13 protein-coding genes are annotated in these 15,276 nt (G+C 70.6%); 10 read left to right on the forward strand and 3 right to left on the reverse strand.

Features of this window, described 5'->3' with window-relative positions; all coding sequences use genetic code 11:
- Positions 1-77: 77 nt before the first annotated feature.
- Complete coding sequence (locus ABGB18_RS03135) at positions 78-647, reverse strand: TetR/AcrR family transcriptional regulator (protein ID WP_347693760.1); 570 nt, start codon at positions 645-647, stop codon at positions 78-80.
- Between the two features lie 54 nt (positions 648-701).
- On the opposite strand from ABGB18_RS03135, the gene ABGB18_RS03140 reads away from it, so the two are divergent.
- The 8 genes from ABGB18_RS03140 (at position 702) to ABGB18_RS03175 (ending at position 10,587) form a co-directional block, all read left to right on the forward strand.
- Positions 702-3,812: a cytochrome P450 gene (locus ABGB18_RS03140; RefSeq protein WP_347693761.1), complete on the forward strand. Its 3,111-nt coding sequence runs from the start codon at positions 702-704 to the stop codon at positions 3,810-3,812.
- A gap of 270 nt (positions 3,813-4,082) precedes the next feature.
- Positions 4,083-4,685 carry an amino acid-binding protein gene (locus tag ABGB18_RS03145; RefSeq protein WP_347693762.1) on the forward strand — a complete coding sequence of 201 codons (603 nt, stop codon included), beginning with the start codon at positions 4,083-4,085 and terminating at the stop codon, positions 4,683-4,685.
- Between the two features lie 65 nt (positions 4,686-4,750).
- Entirely contained in the window at positions 4,751-5,263 is a 513-nt protein-coding gene (locus tag ABGB18_RS03150; protein ID WP_347693763.1) for a MaoC family dehydratase, read from the forward strand.
- Between the two features lie 11 nt (positions 5,264-5,274).
- A complete protein-coding gene (locus tag ABGB18_RS03155) occupies positions 5,275-6,438 on the forward strand; it encodes an acyl-CoA dehydrogenase family protein (protein ID WP_347693764.1) in 1,164 nt (387 codons plus the stop codon).
- Between the two features lie 76 nt (positions 6,439-6,514).
- Positions 6,515-6,763 carry a cation transporter dimerization domain-containing protein gene (locus ABGB18_RS03160; RefSeq protein WP_347693765.1) on the forward strand — a complete coding sequence of 83 codons (249 nt, stop codon included), beginning with the start codon at positions 6,515-6,517 and terminating at the stop codon, positions 6,761-6,763.
- 145 nt (positions 6,764-6,908) lie between these two features.
- The gene (locus ABGB18_RS03165) at positions 6,909-8,204 is read left to right on the forward strand and encodes an acyltransferase (RefSeq protein ID WP_347693766.1); all 1,296 of its coding nucleotides are present in this window, start codon (positions 6,909-6,911) and stop codon (positions 8,202-8,204) included.
- 425 nt (positions 8,205-8,629) lie between these two features.
- Positions 8,630-9,817 carry a hypothetical protein gene (locus ABGB18_RS03170; RefSeq protein WP_347693767.1) on the forward strand — a complete coding sequence of 396 codons (1,188 nt, stop codon included), beginning with the start codon at positions 8,630-8,632 and terminating at the stop codon, positions 9,815-9,817.
- 125 nt (positions 9,818-9,942) lie between these two features.
- On the forward strand, positions 9,943-10,587 hold the full coding sequence (locus ABGB18_RS03175; protein ID WP_347693768.1) for a Uma2 family endonuclease: 645 nt from the start codon (positions 9,943-9,945) through the stop codon (positions 10,585-10,587).
- A 42-nt stretch (positions 10,588-10,629) separates the two neighbouring features.
- Here the strand turns inward: ABGB18_RS03175 and ABGB18_RS03180 are convergent, their stop codons facing one another.
- Entirely contained in the window at positions 10,630-11,913 is a 1,284-nt protein-coding gene (locus tag ABGB18_RS03180) for an ATP-binding cassette domain-containing protein (protein WP_347693769.1), read from the reverse strand.
- 667 nt (positions 11,914-12,580) lie between these two features.
- Between ABGB18_RS03180 and ABGB18_RS03185 the strand changes: the two genes are divergently transcribed.
- Entirely contained in the window at positions 12,581-13,606 is a 1,026-nt protein-coding gene (locus tag ABGB18_RS03185) for a LacI family DNA-binding transcriptional regulator (RefSeq protein WP_347693770.1), read from the forward strand.
- Positions 13,603-14,475, forward strand: a complete 873-nt coding sequence (locus tag ABGB18_RS03190; protein ID WP_347693771.1) for a PfkB family carbohydrate kinase — start codon at positions 13,603-13,605, stop codon at positions 14,473-14,475. The genes ABGB18_RS03185 and ABGB18_RS03190 overlap by 4 nt, the downstream gene beginning before the upstream one ends.
- A 300-nt stretch (positions 14,476-14,775) precedes the next feature.
- On the opposite strand, the gene ABGB18_RS03195 is transcribed toward ABGB18_RS03190, so the two are convergent.
- Positions 14,776-15,261 carry an NUDIX domain-containing protein gene (locus ABGB18_RS03195; RefSeq protein ID WP_347693773.1) on the reverse strand — a complete coding sequence of 162 codons (486 nt, stop codon included), beginning with the start codon at positions 15,259-15,261 and terminating at the stop codon, positions 14,776-14,778.
- Positions 15,262-15,276: the final 15 nt, after the last annotated feature.

A 15,276-nucleotide genomic window follows, 5' to 3' on the forward strand; every position in this document is an offset into this window, starting at 1 on the left:
ATTCCGCGCGGTCGCCGCGTTGATGGCAGGACGCGGGCGGTGGACTGGAAACCCGCGGTGTGGGGGCCACGGCCCCCTCACCCCGTCCGGGAGCCGCCCTGGAGGCCGTGGATGATCACGTCGATGGCCGTGTCGAACATCCGGGCGATCTCCTCGGGGTCGTCCGAGAAGTGGCCCTGGACCTCCGCGTAGATGAAGCCCGAGACGAAGGCGTGCAGCACGTCGCTCGTCCGCCGCAACTCCGGCTCCGGCACCCCGGCCAGCCGCATGATCCGGTAGAGCGTCTGCCAGACCACCTGCCGGCGGTCCGCGACGAGCTCCGGATGCTCGTGGATGTATCCCCACATGGCCCGATGATCCTGCGCGTGCTGGTAGTAGGCCACCGCCAGCGCCCTGAGCTGCTCCTGCCAGGGCGAGCCGTCGTCCGGCGGCATGCGCATGCGGTCGGCCACCGTGTCGCAGAGCAGTTCGAGCAGCGCGTCCTTGCTCTCCACGTGGTGGTAGAGGGACATCGGGTTGACGTCCAGCTCCGCCGCCAGCTTGCGCATGGACAGCGCCTCCACTCCGCCCTCGTCCACCATCCGCACGGCCGTGGCGCTGATTTCTTGGAGAGTCAGGGGAGTGCCCCTGCGCGCGCTCGCTGCCATACGCCGTATGGTAGCGTCCGCCATACAGCGTATGGCTACGTGAGGGAGCAACTCATGGCTCGGATCCCCGCCCCGCAGGGCCTGCCGATCGTGGGCAACACCCTGCAAATCCCTTCGCACTCCCCGGTGGAGCATTTCGTCCGGGTGGCCGCGGACTACGAGGAGGGCATCTACCGCCTGGACATCGCCGGGCGCTCAGTGGTGCTGGTGTACGACCCCGACCTCGTCGCCGAGGTGTGCGACGAGACACGGTTCATCAAGCGCATCAACCCACCGCTGTCCATCGTCCGCGACTTCGGCGGCGACGGATTATTCACGGCCGAACTGCACGAGCCGGTGTGGGGGCACGCCCACCGCATCCTCATGCCCGCCTTCAGTCAGCGCTCGATGAAGGCGTACTACCCGCAGATGCTCGAGGTCGCCGAGCGGCTCATCGAGTCGTGGGCCGGTCGCCAGGGGGAGGACCTGCCCGTCTCCGACGACATGACCCGGCTGACCCTGGACATCATCTCGCTCACCGGGTTCGGCTACCGGTTCAGGTCGTTCGAGTCGCCCGAGCTGCACCCGTTCCTGCAGGCCATGGGTGGCGCCCTCACCCATGCCATGCTGCGCAACCAGCGGCTGCCGTTCGTCAACAAGCTCATGCGCAAGAGCGATGAGGCCTACCGGCGCGACATCGCCACCATGCAGGCGCTGGTCGACGACGTGATCAAGGAGCGCCGCGGCGGCGGCGGGATCGGCGCGAAGGACCTGCTGGGCCTCATGCTGGAGGCGTCCGACCCGCACACCGGCGCCCGCCTGTCCGACGAGAACATCCGCAACCAGGTCCTCACCTTCCTCATCGCCGGGCACGAGACCACCAGCGGCCTGCTCGCCTTCGCCCTGTACAACCTGCTGCGCGAGCCGCACACCCTGGCCCGCGCCTACGACGAGGTCGACAGGCTGCTGCCGGGCGACGAGCCGCCCAGCTACGAGACGATCATGAGGCTCGACGTCATCCCCCGCGTCCTGGAGGAGACGTTGCGGTTCTGGTCGCCGATCCCGATCTTCGCGGTGTCCCCGGTGGCCGACACCACGCTCGGCGGCTACCCCGTGCCCGAGGGCGAGCAGATCGCCGTGCTGCTGCCGACGTTGCACCGCAACCCCAAGGCGTGGGAGCGCCCCGACGAGTTCGACATCGACCGCTGGCTGCCGGAGAACAAGGCCGCCCACCACCCGGGCGCCTACAAGCCGTTCGGCAACGGCGAGCGGGCCTGCATCGGCCGCCAGTTCGCGCTCACCGAGGCCCGGATGGCGCTGGCGATGATCCTTCAGCGATTCGCCCTGTCGGACCAGAACGCCTACCGCATGAAGATCAAGCAGACGCTCACCCTCAAGCCGGAGGGGTTCACCCTCCGGGTCCGCGAGCGCCGCGCCCACGAGCGCGCCGCCGTGGCCGAACCGGCGGTCCAGGAGGGCGAGCAGCAGGACGTCACCGTCACCGGCGTGCCGCTCACCGTCGCCTACGGCTCCAACCTCGGCACCAGCGCCGACCTCGCCGAGCGCCTGGCCGAGCGGGCCGGGCGGGCGGGGTTCGCCACCACGCTGACCACGCTGGACGAGCTGGAGCCGCCGCGGTCCGGCCTGCTCGTCGTGGTCGCCTCCTCCTACAACGGCAAGGCCCCCGACAACGCCCAGCGCTTCGACGCCCTGGACGGCCTGCCCGACCTGTCCGACGTCCGCCTCGCGGTGCTGGGCTGCGGGAACACGCAGTGGCCGACGTACCAGGACTTCCCCCGGCGCGCCTTCGACAAGCTGACGGCCGCCGGGGCGGTGCCGCTGATCGAGCGTGGCGAGGCCGACACGGACGGCGACTTCGACGGCGACGTGTCCGCGTGGACGGCCCGGCTGTGGGCGGCGCTGGCCGCCGAGTACAGCGCCTCGGCCGACGGTGCCGGGCCGCGCTACGAGATGGAGGTGCTCAGCGAGGCCGAGATCAGGCCCGCCGTCGTCTCGGAGCGGGCCTTCCCGCTGACCGTCGTCTCCAACGAGGAGCTGACCGGCGACCCGGCCGGGCTGTGGGACTTCTCGATCGAGGCGCCGCGCCCCGGTGTGCGCTCCATCGTGGCCCGGCTGCCCGAGGGCGTCACCTACTCGGCGGGCGACCACGTGGCCGTCTTCGCCAAGAACGACCCCGAGCTGGCGGAGTGGGCGCTGCGCTCTCTGCGCGTCCCCCGCGAGCAGGTGGTACGGCTGCGCGCCGCCGGCACCACCCACCTGCCCGTGGACACCCCGGTGACGGCGGGCCTGCTGCTCACCGAGTTCGCCGAGCTGCAGGAGGTGGCCACCCGCTCCGACCTGGAGGCGCTGTCCGCGCACACGCAGTGCCCCTGGACCCGGGGCCAGCTCGCCGAGCTGACCGCGAACTACGCCGAGGAGATCCTGGCCAAGCGTGTCTCCCCGCTGGCCCTGCTGGAGCGGTTCCCGGCGGTCGAGCTGCCGCTGCCGGTGTTCCTGGAGATGGCCGGGCCGATCCGGCCGCGTTACTACTCGGTGTCCTCCTCGCCGCTGTCCGACCCCGGCCTCGTACGGCTCACCGTCGGCCTGGTCGAAGGCCCCGCCTGGTCCGGGACCGGCACCTACCAGGGCATGTGCTCGGCCTACCTGGCCGGGCTGGCGCCGGGCGAGGTGTTCTACGGCTACGTCCGCGTCCCCGCGCCGCCGTTCCGGCTGCCGGACGACCCGGCCACGCCGGTGATCCTCGTCGGCCCCGGCACCGGGTTCGCGCCGCTGCGCGGCTTCCTCGAGGAGCGCGCGCTGACGGGGGCGAGCGGGCGGGCCCTGGTGTTCACCGGCTGCCGCCATCCCGGGCACGACGAGCTGTACGCCGGCGAGGTGGCCGCCTGGGCCGATGCCGGGCCGGTGACGGTGCGTGCCGCGTACTCGGCCGTGGCCGGGCATCCCTACCGGTTCGTCCAGGACGCCGTCGCCGCGCACGCCGACGAGGTGTGGGAGCTGCTGGAGGGCGGCGCCCACGTGTACGTCTGCGGCGACGGCCTGCGGATGGCGCCGGCCGTCCGGCAGGCCCTGCTCGACCTGCACCGCCTCAAGACCGGCGCCGACGGGACCGGCTGGCTGGCCGGGCTGGAGTCGGGCGGGCGTTACCAGCAGGACGTGTTCGCATGACCTGAGGGCGGGCCGCCGCGCCCCTGACGGGCCCGCCTCCGGGGCCCGCCTCCGGGGCCCGCCTCCGGGGCACACCGGAGGCGGCACCTCGGGGGGCGCTCCGGGAGGCTTTGGAGGTGGTGGCCCGCCCTTGGCACATGGCGTCTCAAGTTTCGACAATCCGGACTTAACACTGGATCCTGGGATATAACCGCAGCATGTGCGACATATCCGTGGAACATGCTTGAAATGTTTCCACGGCACTGTGGAGCCTCTGGAAGGGGGCGGGCAATGCTGCTGCGACTGAGGGTGTCGCTACCGGACCGGCCGGGTGGCCTCGGCCAGGTCGCCAAGTCCCTGGGAGCGCTCGGAGCCGACATCCTGCAGGTCACGGTGCTCGAACGGGAGGCCGGACGGGCCGTGGACGACTTCACCGTCTCCTGGCCGGGCCCGGTCACCGCCTCCGACGCGCGCGAGCGACTGTCCGCCATGCCCGGCGTACGCGTCGAAGGCGTCTGGGTGACCAGGGAGGTGCCGGGCTCCGCCCCGGACTATGACCTGCTCATGCACGTCGCGGTGGAGCCCGCGCGGGGGTTCGCCACGCTGGTGGACGCCCTGCCGGGACTGTGCGGCGCCGAGTGGTCGCTGGCGCTGGCCGACGGCGCGGTACGGCACGCCTCGCTGGCCGCCCCTGCCGAGTTCTTCCTGGCGGAGCCGCCGCCCCGGGCGATCACCAGGGACGCCGACAAGCTGCGGCTGATGCTGCTGCCCGTGCTGGCGCAGAGCATGCACGTGGTCGTGGCCCGCGCGGAGGGGCCGGTGTTCCACCGCGCCGAGGTGGAACGCGCCGCCCGCATCGTCGACGTGGTCGCCAAGATGGCCGCCCGTGCCTGATTGACCAGGAAAATGTCAGACGATTAACGTGAGCGCTCTGATCGTTGGTGAACAGGAGCCGCTGAGTGACCGTCCACGAGCCCGAGATCGGCCGTTACTACGAGGACTTCACGGTCGGGGACGTCTACCAGCACCCGATGGGGCGCACGATCAGCGAGGCCGACAACACCTGGTTCACGCTCCTGACCATGAACACGAACCAGAGCCACTTCAACGCCCACTTCGCCGGCAGGACCCCGGTCGGCAAGATCATCGTGAACTCGGGGCTGAGCGTGGCCATCGTGCTCGGCCTGTCCGTGATCGACGTGAGCCAGAAGGCGATCGTGAACCTCGGCTGGGAGGACATCAAGCTCACCCACCCGGTGTTCGTGGGCGACACCCTGTACGCCGAGTCGAAGGTGACCGCCAAGCGGGAGTCGAAGTCCCGGCCGTACGCGGGGATCGTCACCTGCCGCACCCGCGGGCTCAACCAGGACGGCGACGAGATCATGTCGTGGACCAGGACCGTCATGGTGTACAAGCGCGACGCCCCGCACGACAAGGGTTACTTCCCGCGGGCCAAGACCGGCCCGCTCTGAGGATGAGGCACATGGACTTCGAACTGACCACCGAGCAGAAGGCCTTCAGGGAGACGCTGCGCGCGTTCGTCGACAAAGAGATCATGCCGGTGGCCACCGAATGGGAGCACTCCGGCAGATACCCGGCGGAGATCATCGACAAGATGAAGCAGATGGGGCTGTTCGGCCTGTCGGTGCCCGAGGAGTACGGGGGACTCGGGGCCGACATGGTGTCGTTCGCCCTGGTCTTCGAGGAGATCTCGCGCGGCTGGATGGGGGTCGCGGGCACGATCGGGTCCCACTCGCTGGCCTGCTGGATGATCGCCCGGCACGGCACCGAGGAGCAGAAGCGGCTCCACCTGGAGGACCTGGCCGGCGGCATCCGCCGGACCGCGATCGCGCTCACCGAGCCCGGCGCGGGCACCGACCTGCAGGGCATCCAGACGCGGGCGGAACGCGACGGCGACTTCTACGTGGTGACCGGCACCAAGACCTGGATCACCAACGCCCGCCACGCCGACCCGCTGCCCGTGCTCGTCAAGACCTCGATCACCGAGCCCGCGCACCGGGGCATGTCGGTGCTGCTCGTGGATCCGGCCACGGAGGGCTTCAGCGTCAGCCGCGACCTGCCCAAGCTCGGCTACAAGGGCACCGAGACGTGCGAGGTGGTGCTGGACCACGTACGGGTGCCGGTGTCCGCCCTGCTCGGGGGCGTCGAGGGGCGCGGCATGCAGCAGGTGCTCGGCGGATTGGAGATCGGCCGCATCAACATCGCCGCCCGAGCCGTCGGGGTCGCCCAGGCCGCGTACGACGCCGCGCTCGCCTACGCCCGCGAGCGCACGGCCTTCGGCCAGGCGATCGCCGAATTCCAGGCCATCCAGCTCAAGCTCGCCGACATGGCCACCGAGATCCAGGCGGCCCGGCTGCTCACGTACTGGTCCGCCGCCCAGGCGGACGAGGGCAAGCGGGTGGACATGGAGGCGGGGATGGCCAAGTACTTCGCCTCGGAGGTGGCGCTGAAGGCTTCGCTGGAGTCGATGCGGATCCACGGGGGGTACGGCTACTCGCAGGAGTTCGTGGTGGAGCGGCTCTACCGGGACGCGCCCCTGATGGCGATCGGGGAGGGCACCAACGACGTGCAGCGTATGGTGATCGCCCGGTCCCTCATCACGGGCAAGGGCAAGGTGGGCTGGTAACCGCGGCCCGGGAGCTCGTCAGTCGTGGCGGGGGAGGCCCGAGACCTCGTGATCGGCGTGGAACAGGGCCTCGGCGATGAGCGCGCGCACAGGTGAGTCCCGTGCGCGCTGGATCGGTCACGCCCTCCATGCCGAGGTGGAGATCCTGGTCGATCATGACCTGTCGGTCGTGGACGCCCACGCGGTGGCGGTGGAAGCGGAGCACCGCCTCATCCAAGACCTTCCGCGGCCGCGGGCGGCCACCGTGCACACCGATCCGCACGGCCCGGCCGGCGCCGGCCACCACGCCACCCTCGCCACCCTCGCTTCCCATCGCCCCACCTGACCCCGCACCCCCACACGCCCCGGCCTCAGACGCGGCGTCCGTGGTGGTCGAGGCCGTCATGGCAGGTCACGGGCCATCCTTGGTAATACATCGCATTACCTGCCGCGATAAGGGTAAGTTGTGCCGAGTGTCAGCCGCCGCCGCAGTGCCAGCGACCCCGGATTCCGCACCTCTCACCAGGCTCGCCTGGCTGGACGCCCTCAGGGGGATCGGCGCGATGGCGGTGGTGGGCGAGCACCTCCTGCCGTGGTTCCTGCCCGCGCTCAGACCGCACTGGTTCAACCTGGGTATCTACGGCATCCTGGTCTTCTTCCTGGTCAGCGGCTACATCATCCCCACCTCTCTGGAGCGGCACGGCGACGTGCGCAAGTTCTGGATCAGCCGGTTCTTCCGCCTCTACCCGCTCTACCTGACCGTGATCGTCGCGATGCTGGCGGTGGCCTGGTGGGTGCCGGTGCGGGTGCAGGTGCCGCGCGACGGAAGCGCGGTGGCGGCGCACGCGACCATGCTGCTCGACGTCGTGAGCGTCGGCGGCGTGGCCGACACGATGTGGACGCTGTCGTACGAGATGGTGTTCTACCTGCTGGTCACCACGCTGTTCCTGGCCGGGTGGCACGATCGGAGCGGGTGGCTGTCGATGGGGTTCGGGGTCGCGGCGGTGGCCATCGGGCTGGTGGTGCCGGGGGCGCTGCTGGTGGGCGGCTGGACCGCCTACGTGACCTGCGCGGTCTTCGTGGCCGGCATGATCTGCGTGATGTGGGGGCGGTTCCGCGGGGCGGCGGCCTGCGTGCTCGGCCTGATGGCGGTGGTGGCGCTGCTGTTCAGCAGCCGGGTGCCGTGGCTGGGGACGGCGGTGGTGGCGGTGATGTTCGCGGGCACGGCGATCCACCGGTGGGAGCGCGGGACCGGGCGGTTGTGGCCGGTGGCGGTCACGACGGCGCTGGTCGGGATCGCGCCCCTGTGGGCGATCGAGGGCGGCTGGTGGTGGGTGCGGGCCGACGTCTGGTGGACGACGATCGCGCTGGCGGGTGCCACGTTCGCGGCCGGGATGGCGTTGCGCGGGCGGCGGGTGCCCAAGATGCTCGTCTGGCTGGGGCTGATCAGTTACTCGCTCTACCTGGTGCATCATCCGCTGCTGAAGTACTTCGTCGAGATCAGCGGTGACCTGCGGTGGTCGGCGGTGCCGTACCAGATCGCGATGACCGCACTCGCCGTGACCGCGATCCTCGCCGTCAGCGCGCTCACCTACCGGTACGTCGAGCGGCCCATGCAGGAGCTGGGCCGCCGGCTCTCAGGCCGGAGCGCCCGTGGGCTCCAACGCCGGGGCGAGGCCGGGATGGCGGGCGAGCGCCCGCGCCACGACGGGATCCTCGGCCATCAGGAACGCCAGGTGCCGGACGGCATGCGCGACCACGTTCGCGAGGGCGACGTGGTCGGGTGAGGGCGTGGCGGGCGCCTCGCCGCGGGCGATCTCCAGCACGGGCACCTCGACCGCGGGCAGCCACGGCGCCGGATCAGGACACACCGCATAGGTCAGTACGACTTTCCCGTCCGGCTCGGATCGCCAGCTCGTGGAGTGCACGACGGTGTCCTCGTCGGCGGTCGCGACCCCGCTGAGCCGCCGCGCGGCCGCGTCGGGGCTCTCGCCGCGTCTTGGCTCGGTCATGGCATGCCGGTATGACCAGCGATTGTCGGTCCCCACCCGTAGCATGAGCGTCTCAACCGAGACCACGTGTCTTCCCGTCACCGCCAACAACCTACTGCCCATCGTATGCAAGTGCGTGCCCCACGCACATTGTCTTCGCTCTTGAACGGCGCGGCGGGCAGAGCCGTAGTCGATGGCGTGCGAGAGAGAGGCCCACAGCCATGCCCGGTTTGCTGGTTCTGATGGGGTCGGGGGAGACGAGCCCGACCATGGTCGAGATCCACCGTGCCGTGGCGCGGACGTTGCGTCCCGGAGCGCGTGCCGTGTTGCTCGACACTCCCTACGCCTTCCAGGAAAACTCCGCCGACATCTCCGCCCGCGCCCGCCGCTATTTCGCCCACAGCGTCGGCCTGGACGTCGAGGTGGCCTCGGGGATCGCGGGCGCCGACTGGGTGTTCTCCGGCCCCGGCAGCCCCACCTACGCGCTCGACCGCTGGGCCGGCTCGGGCGTGGCCGGTGACCTGCGGGCCCGCGTGCGCGCCCGCGCGGGGGTGACGGTGCTGGCCTCGGCGGCGGCCTGCACGGCGGGGCTGGCCACCGTGCCCGTCTACGAGATCTACAAGGTGGGCGCGGAGCCGCACTGGCGCGAGGGCATCGACGTGCTGGAGCCGCTCGGCCTGCGGGCCGTGCTGATCCCCCATTTCGACAACGCCGAGGGCGGCACCCATGACACCCGCTTCTGCTACCTCGGCGAGCGCCGGCTGTCGCGCATGGAGCGTGAGCTGCCGCCCGACACGACGGTCCTCGGGCTCGACGAGCACACCGCCCTGCTCATCGACCTGGAGAGCGAGTCGGTGCGGGTGGCCGGCCGGGGTGGCCTGACCGTGCGCCGGCCGGGCGCGGTGACGGTCCTGCCCGCGGGCACGGTGACCGACCTCGCCGGCATGCGCCGCCTGGCCGAGGGCGGCACGGGCCCGGTCGCGCCCTCACAGGCCGCGCCGGAGCCGCCCGCCGCCGAGGTCACCCTGGAGGAGGCGATCCACTCCTGCGAGGAGCTGTTCAAGGCGGCGGCGGCCAAGCCGGACCTGGTGGCGGCCGCGCAGACCGTGCTCGACCTGGAGGCGGAGATCGTCAAGTGGGCCGCCGACACGGAGGAGGACGCCGGCGGGGTCGACCAGGCCAGGGAGCTGCTACGGCTGCTGATCGCCCGCCTCGGCGAGCTGGGCTCGACGGCCGGCCTGCGCGCCCAGGGCCTGACCGTCCTGGTCCAACCACTGCTGGAGCTCCGCGCACAACTGCGCGAGCAGGGCCGCTACGACGTGGCGGACGCCCTGCGTGCGGCGATGCAGACGGGCGGGGTGGTCGTGGAGGACACCCCGGACGGCCCTCGCTGGACACCCGCCCCTTGAGCTCGGGGGTCCCTGGCGATCAGGCGTGCACGTTGAGCAAAGACACGGTAACGTGAAGTCGTCACTATTCGTGTTTATTCGGCAACGCTTGGCTATGCGTTGATGTGCGTGCAAGACTTGAATCCATGGAAGGCGATGAGGCGATGTCTGCGCTGTCGGCTGACGGCTGGCTGGTTGCTCATCCGCCACCGCGGCGTGCCAGGCTTTTCGCCATGCCGCCCACCACGGATGGCTACACCGTCGAGGACTGGCTCAAGCTGCCCGAAACCGGGGAGCGGATCGAGTTGATCGACGGGAGCTTCGTCGTGAGTCCCATGCCCGCATACGATCACGCGCTCTGCGCGGGGAGGCTCGTGAGGATCCTGCTCGACGCGGCACCGGCGGAGTTCGAGGTGGTCGAGACGGGAAACCTCCGAGTCGGGGACGACGGATTGATTCCCGACGTGGTGGTCGGATACGCCGAGGCGATGCACAAGGGGCCAGTTGTGCTCTCCTCGTTCGACGTCGTGTGTGTGGCTGAGGTCGTCAGTCCCGGCAAGGTGAATCGGGACCGCGATTACACCATCAAGCCGCCCAAATACGCTGCGGCGGGCATCCCCGTTTTCATCCGGGTGGACCTGGAAGGCGATGACACGCCCCAGGTCGAAGTATTCAGCTTGGGGGAGCAGGGTTACGGACTCGTCGCGGTCGGCAAGGCGGGCAGCGTCCTTACGTTCGACCGGCCCTTCCCTGTCTCCTTCGACCCCGCTGTGCTCACCGGCCCCCGCTGACCGCCTCGTCCGGCGGCCTCTGCCGGGTAGGAGGGAGGGCGGTTAGCGGCGTGGGGCGTCGATGCGGGCGCCGTCGAGGGTGAAGATCATGACGCGGGAGAGGTCCACCGCCACCTTGGCGGCGTCGCCGGCGCGCCAGACCGGGCGGTTGCCCAGCCGGATGATCAGGTCCGAGCGGCGGTGGATGCCGCTGTTCGGGTTCTGGCCCACCTGCTCCTGCTCCGGCCGCTCCTCGCGGTGACCTGCGAAGAGCCGCCGCATCAGGCCCGTCACCCTGCCCGACCCGTTCGCCTTCCCGTTGACCCGCCCGCGCGGGTCCGGCGGCTCCGGCACCGGCACGGCGGGCATCCCGCACTCCAGGTAAGCCAGCCACTCGTGCCCGTGGTATTCCAGCGTCCGCACCCGCCCGTAGAACGACGGTCCCTCGTACGACTCCGGCACCGGCGCCAGCCCGTCCGGCCGCAACCCCACCAGCACCTGCCCGCCCGTGTGCTGAGAAATCGCGTACGCCCTGGGATCGCTCCAGGGCAGCATGACCCGGTGCGGGCCGAAATCGAGCATGACGTACTGGTTCTGCGGCGTCCTGACTTGGGCCGCCAACAGGTTCAACTGTTGTGAGTTGAGGAACGCCGCCACGAACGCCGTCGCTGGATCGTTGTAAATCTGGGCCGGAGTTCCGACGTCCTGCAGGACCCCGCGATTCAGAATGGCGATCCGGTCGGCCAGGGTCAGCGCCTCGACCTGGTCGTGCGTCACGTAGATCGTGGTGACGCCGAGCGACCTGACCAGGGCCGAGATCTCCATGCGCAGTTCGGTACGCATCCCGGCGTCCAGATTGGACAGCGGCTCGTCCATGAGGAACAACTTGGGCTGCCGGACGATCGCCCGCCCCATCGCGACGCGCTGCCGCTGGCCGCCGGACAGGGTGCCGGGGCGGCGGTCCAGCGTCTCGTCGATGTGCAGCGCCTTGGACAATTCGGTGACGCGTTCACGCACCAGTGCGGGGTCGGATTTGGCGATCTCCAAGGGGAAGGCGATGTTCCCGCGTACGGTCCTGTGCGGATACAGGGCGCCGTTCTGGAACACCATGGCGACGTCGCGGTCGCGGGGGGCGAGATGGTTGGCCATCTGGCCGTCCAGCCAGAGATCACCCTCGGTGATCTCCTCCAATCCCGCGATCATGCGGAGCAAGGTGGATTTCCCGCATCCTGAAGGGCCGAGGAGGACGAGGAACTCGCCGTCTTCCGCCCGCAGGCTCAGCCGGTCGACTGCGAGGTAGTCGCCCGGATACACCTTGGTCACTTTATCGAGAACGACCGAGCTCATGGGCCCACACCTTGCGCGCGTGTCACCAGTGACGAGGCTGATTGAAGAGGTAGTACATCGCGCCGTAACGCTACATGTCCACCCTTGCCATAAAGAATCTCTTTCGCGGTTGTTTCGGTCGGGGTTTTTGGGCATCCGTACGCCGAAATTTCCGGATATGGGATCTGTGGAAGGGCTTGCGTAAAGTTGCAGCAAGAGCTTCCATGGTTCGGGACGCTCGGGGAGGACATGACGACGACGTAGGCGGGAGCGTGATGGGGCAGGTCTGCGCCGGAGGGTCCGGCGACCGGGACGGCGGCGGCGCCCGAGGGACGATCGGCGATCGCGATCGCCCGGCGGAGACGGCCGCACGGGCACTACGGCGCGTGCCCGCCCGCGCTCCTCGGCGCCGGTCCGCCCGCGCGCCAGGCTCAGGGCCTGAGCCCGGCTCCGCGACGCGGCCCCGGCCAGGGCGTGGGTCCGGCTGCGCACCGCGGCCCCGGCCCGGTCGTGTGCCGGTGCGGGTGGGTGAGGGCCGGGGTGCCACCGGGTTCGCGGAACGAGCCGTGGGGTTCGCGGAAGACGCGGAAGGAGCCGCCGGGTCCGGTGCCGAAGGGGTGCCGGCGGCGGTCTCGGATGTCCCTGGAGCAGCGGATTCGGCGGGCCGGCGGAAAGTAAAGTGGGTGGCATGAACGGTCACGCTCGCCTTGCCGACATCGCCGCCCAGGCCGGGGTGAGTGAGGCCACGGTCAGCCGGGTTCTCAACGGCAAACCCGGCGTCTCGGCCGCCACCCGGCAGGCGGTCATGACCGCGCTCGACCTGATGGGCTACGAGCGCCCGCCCCGGCTGCGGCAGCGCAGCAACGGGCTGGTCGGCCTGGTGACGCCGGAGCTGGACAACCCGATCTTCCCGGCGTTCGCCCAGGCCATCGAGAAGGCGCTGACGCAGCACGGCTACACGCCGGTGCTGTGCACGCAACTGCCCGGCGGCGCGCCGGAGGACGAGTTCACCGAGCTGCTCGTCGATCGCGGGGTGAGCGGCATCGTGTTCGTGTCGGGCCTGCACGCCGACACGACGGCGCGCATGGACCGCTACACCCGGCTCACCGACCGCGGGCTGCCGATCGTGCTGGTCGACGGCTACAGCGAGCACATCGACGCGCCGTTCATCTCGCCCGACGACCGGCTGGCCGCGCGGCTGGCCGTGCAGCACCTGGTCGACCTCGGGCACGAGCGGATCGGGATCGCGCTGGGGCCGCGCAGATTCGTGCCGGTGATCAGGAAGATCGAGGGCTACAAGCAGGCGATGGCGCAGTTGCTCGGCGCGACGGACGTGGACGAGCTGATCTCCCACTCGCTGTTCTCCGTCGAGGGCGGGCAGGCCGCCGCCGCGCAACTGCTGGCCCTCGGCTGCACCGGCATCGTGTGCGCGAGTGACCTGATGGCGCTGGGCGCGATCCGCGCCTGCCGGCAGAAGGGCATGTCGGTGCCGGGGGAGGTGTCCGTGGTCGGGTTCGACGACTCGCCGCTGATCGCGTTCACCGACCCGCCCCTGACCACCGTACGCAAGCCGATCGGCGCGATGGCCTCGGCGGCCGTGCAGACGCTGCTCGAAGAGGTCAACGGCGTCCCCGCCAAACACGTCGAGCTGATCTTCCAGCCGGAGCTGGTCGTCCGCGGCTCCACCGGCTCGGGCCCGCTGGTCAACCGGTGACCCGCGACATCCTGGTCCTCGGCGGCGCCGGGGTGGACACGACGGTCTACGTTCCGGCGCTCCCGCTGGCCTACCGCGACACCTACCACGTGCCGCCGGTCGCCGACCGGCTCGGCAACACGGGCGCGGGTGTGGCGCTCGGCTGCCACGCGCTCGGGCTGGACGTCGCCTTCGCCGACCTGGTCGGTGACGATCCGCAGGGCGCGCTCGTCCGCCACGCGCTGCGCGACGTGCACTGCGCCTGGGGGCTCGCGGCGGCGGGCACCCGGCGCAGCGTCCTGCTCGTCGGCCCCGACGGCCGCCGCACCTCGCTGCACGATGCCAGGGCCACGCCCGGCGAGCGCCTGCCCAGGGAGCTGTACGCGGGCGTCCGCGCCCGGCACGTCCACGTGTCGATCATGGACTTCTGCCGCCACGTCTACCCCGACCTCGACGGCGTGCCCGTCTCCACCGACCTGCACGACTGGGACGGTGTCTCCGACTACCACCGCGACTTCGCCCACCGCTCCGACCTGGTGTTCCTGTCGGCCGCCGGGCTCGCGGACCCGGTCGCCACCATGCGCGGCATCCTGTCCGGCGGCCGCGCCCACACGGTCGTGTGCACGCGCGGCGCCGATGGGTGCCTCGTCCTGACGCGCGACTCCGGCGTACGAGCCTTCCCGGCCGCGCCGCTGCCCGGACCGGTGGCCGACAGCAACGGCGCGGGCGACGCGTTCGTCTCCGGCTTCCTGTACGGGACCCTGCGCGGCAGGCCGCTGGAGGAGCGCGTACGCCTGGGGGCGACGGCCGGGGCGCACGCCTGCACGGTCGCCGGCACTCACGAGTCCCCGATCACCGAGGCCCTGCTGCTGAGCCGGTCCGCCACCTGACACCGGCGGCACTCGGGCCGGGCGGCCGCAGCTCTCGCACGCCCCGCCCGTGCGCCGCTGCCACGCCGGCGCCGTGCCCGTTCACAGCAGGCCGCCGAGCAGGCAGAGCGGCCGGTTCAGCCCGGGGAGCGCGTCAACACCGGTGGTTCAGCGACCGGAACTTCGGTCGCCTGGCCGACTGGGCGAACGCTCGACCCCCCACCCCCGCCCGGCCGGCGGGGAGTTGGCGCGGTCCACGTCCGGTTTCCTCTCCGGTTCTTGGCCTGTGGTGATGTGGACGAACAAGGTCATCGTGACGGCTTATCCGATGTGCGGCTTCTCCTCGCGGAAGCGGGAGAGCAAGTGAGCCTGCCCGATCCACGTGAGCATCCGGGGGTCCACGTCGTAGTCGTCGAGATCACCGAAGTCGATCCAGCGCACATCGCCTGACTCATCAGCCGGCGTCGCCTCGCCGTTGACGTACGCCTGGAGGACAATGGAGAATTCTCGCCGGACCTCGCCAGTGCTGGTGTAGAGAGTGATGCGACGAAAGTCGCTGTAGGTGCCGACGATGCCGGTGATCTGGGACCAGTGCCCGGTCTGTTCCAAGGTTCTTTTCATCGCTGCGTCGGGGATCGTCTCGCCGAGACCGATGTCGCCGCCGGGGATGACCCACTTGCCGTCGTCGGAGCGGCGGATCATCAGGATATCCCCGTCGTCGTTGGTGACGACGACGGCGACCGATGGGGCGAGGCTGTTGACCTTGGGGGCGTTGGGGTCGTCGTCGAAGTCGATCCTGGAACTCATGACCAGGAGCCTACT

The organism is Nonomuraea sp. B12E4 (assembly GCF_039871825.1).
Taxonomy (GTDB): Bacteria; Actinomycetota; Actinomycetes; order Streptosporangiales; family Streptosporangiaceae; genus Nonomuraea.

Coding starts and splice junctions, on each gene's coding strand:
- ABGB18_RS03135 (WP_347693760.1), bottom strand. CDS start 647: ATGGCAGCGAGCGCGCGCAGGGGCACTCCCCTGACTCTCCAAGAAATC.
- ABGB18_RS03140 (WP_347693761.1), top strand. CDS start 702: ATGGCTCGGATCCCCGCCCCGCAGGGCCTGCCGATCGTGGGCAACACC.
- ABGB18_RS03145 (WP_347693762.1), top strand. CDS start 4,083: ATGCTGCTGCGACTGAGGGTGTCGCTACCGGACCGGCCGGGTGGCCTC.
- ABGB18_RS03155 (WP_347693764.1), top strand. CDS start 5,275: ATGGACTTCGAACTGACCACCGAGCAGAAGGCCTTCAGGGAGACGCTG.
- ABGB18_RS03160 (WP_347693765.1), top strand. CDS start 6,515: ATGAGCGCGCGCACAGGTGAGTCCCGTGCGCGCTGGATCGGTCACGCC.
- ABGB18_RS03170 (WP_347693767.1), top strand. CDS start 8,630: ATGCCCGGTTTGCTGGTTCTGATGGGGTCGGGGGAGACGAGCCCGACC.
- ABGB18_RS03175 (WP_347693768.1), top strand. CDS start 9,943: ATGGAAGGCGATGAGGCGATGTCTGCGCTGTCGGCTGACGGCTGGCTG.
- ABGB18_RS03180 (WP_347693769.1), bottom strand. CDS start 11,913: ATGAGCTCGGTCGTTCTCGATAAAGTGACCAAGGTGTATCCGGGCGAC.
- ABGB18_RS03185 (WP_347693770.1), top strand. CDS start 12,581: ATGAACGGTCACGCTCGCCTTGCCGACATCGCCGCCCAGGCCGGGGTG.
- ABGB18_RS03195 (WP_347693773.1), bottom strand. CDS start 15,261: ATGAGTTCCAGGATCGACTTCGACGACGACCCCAACGCCCCCAAGGTC.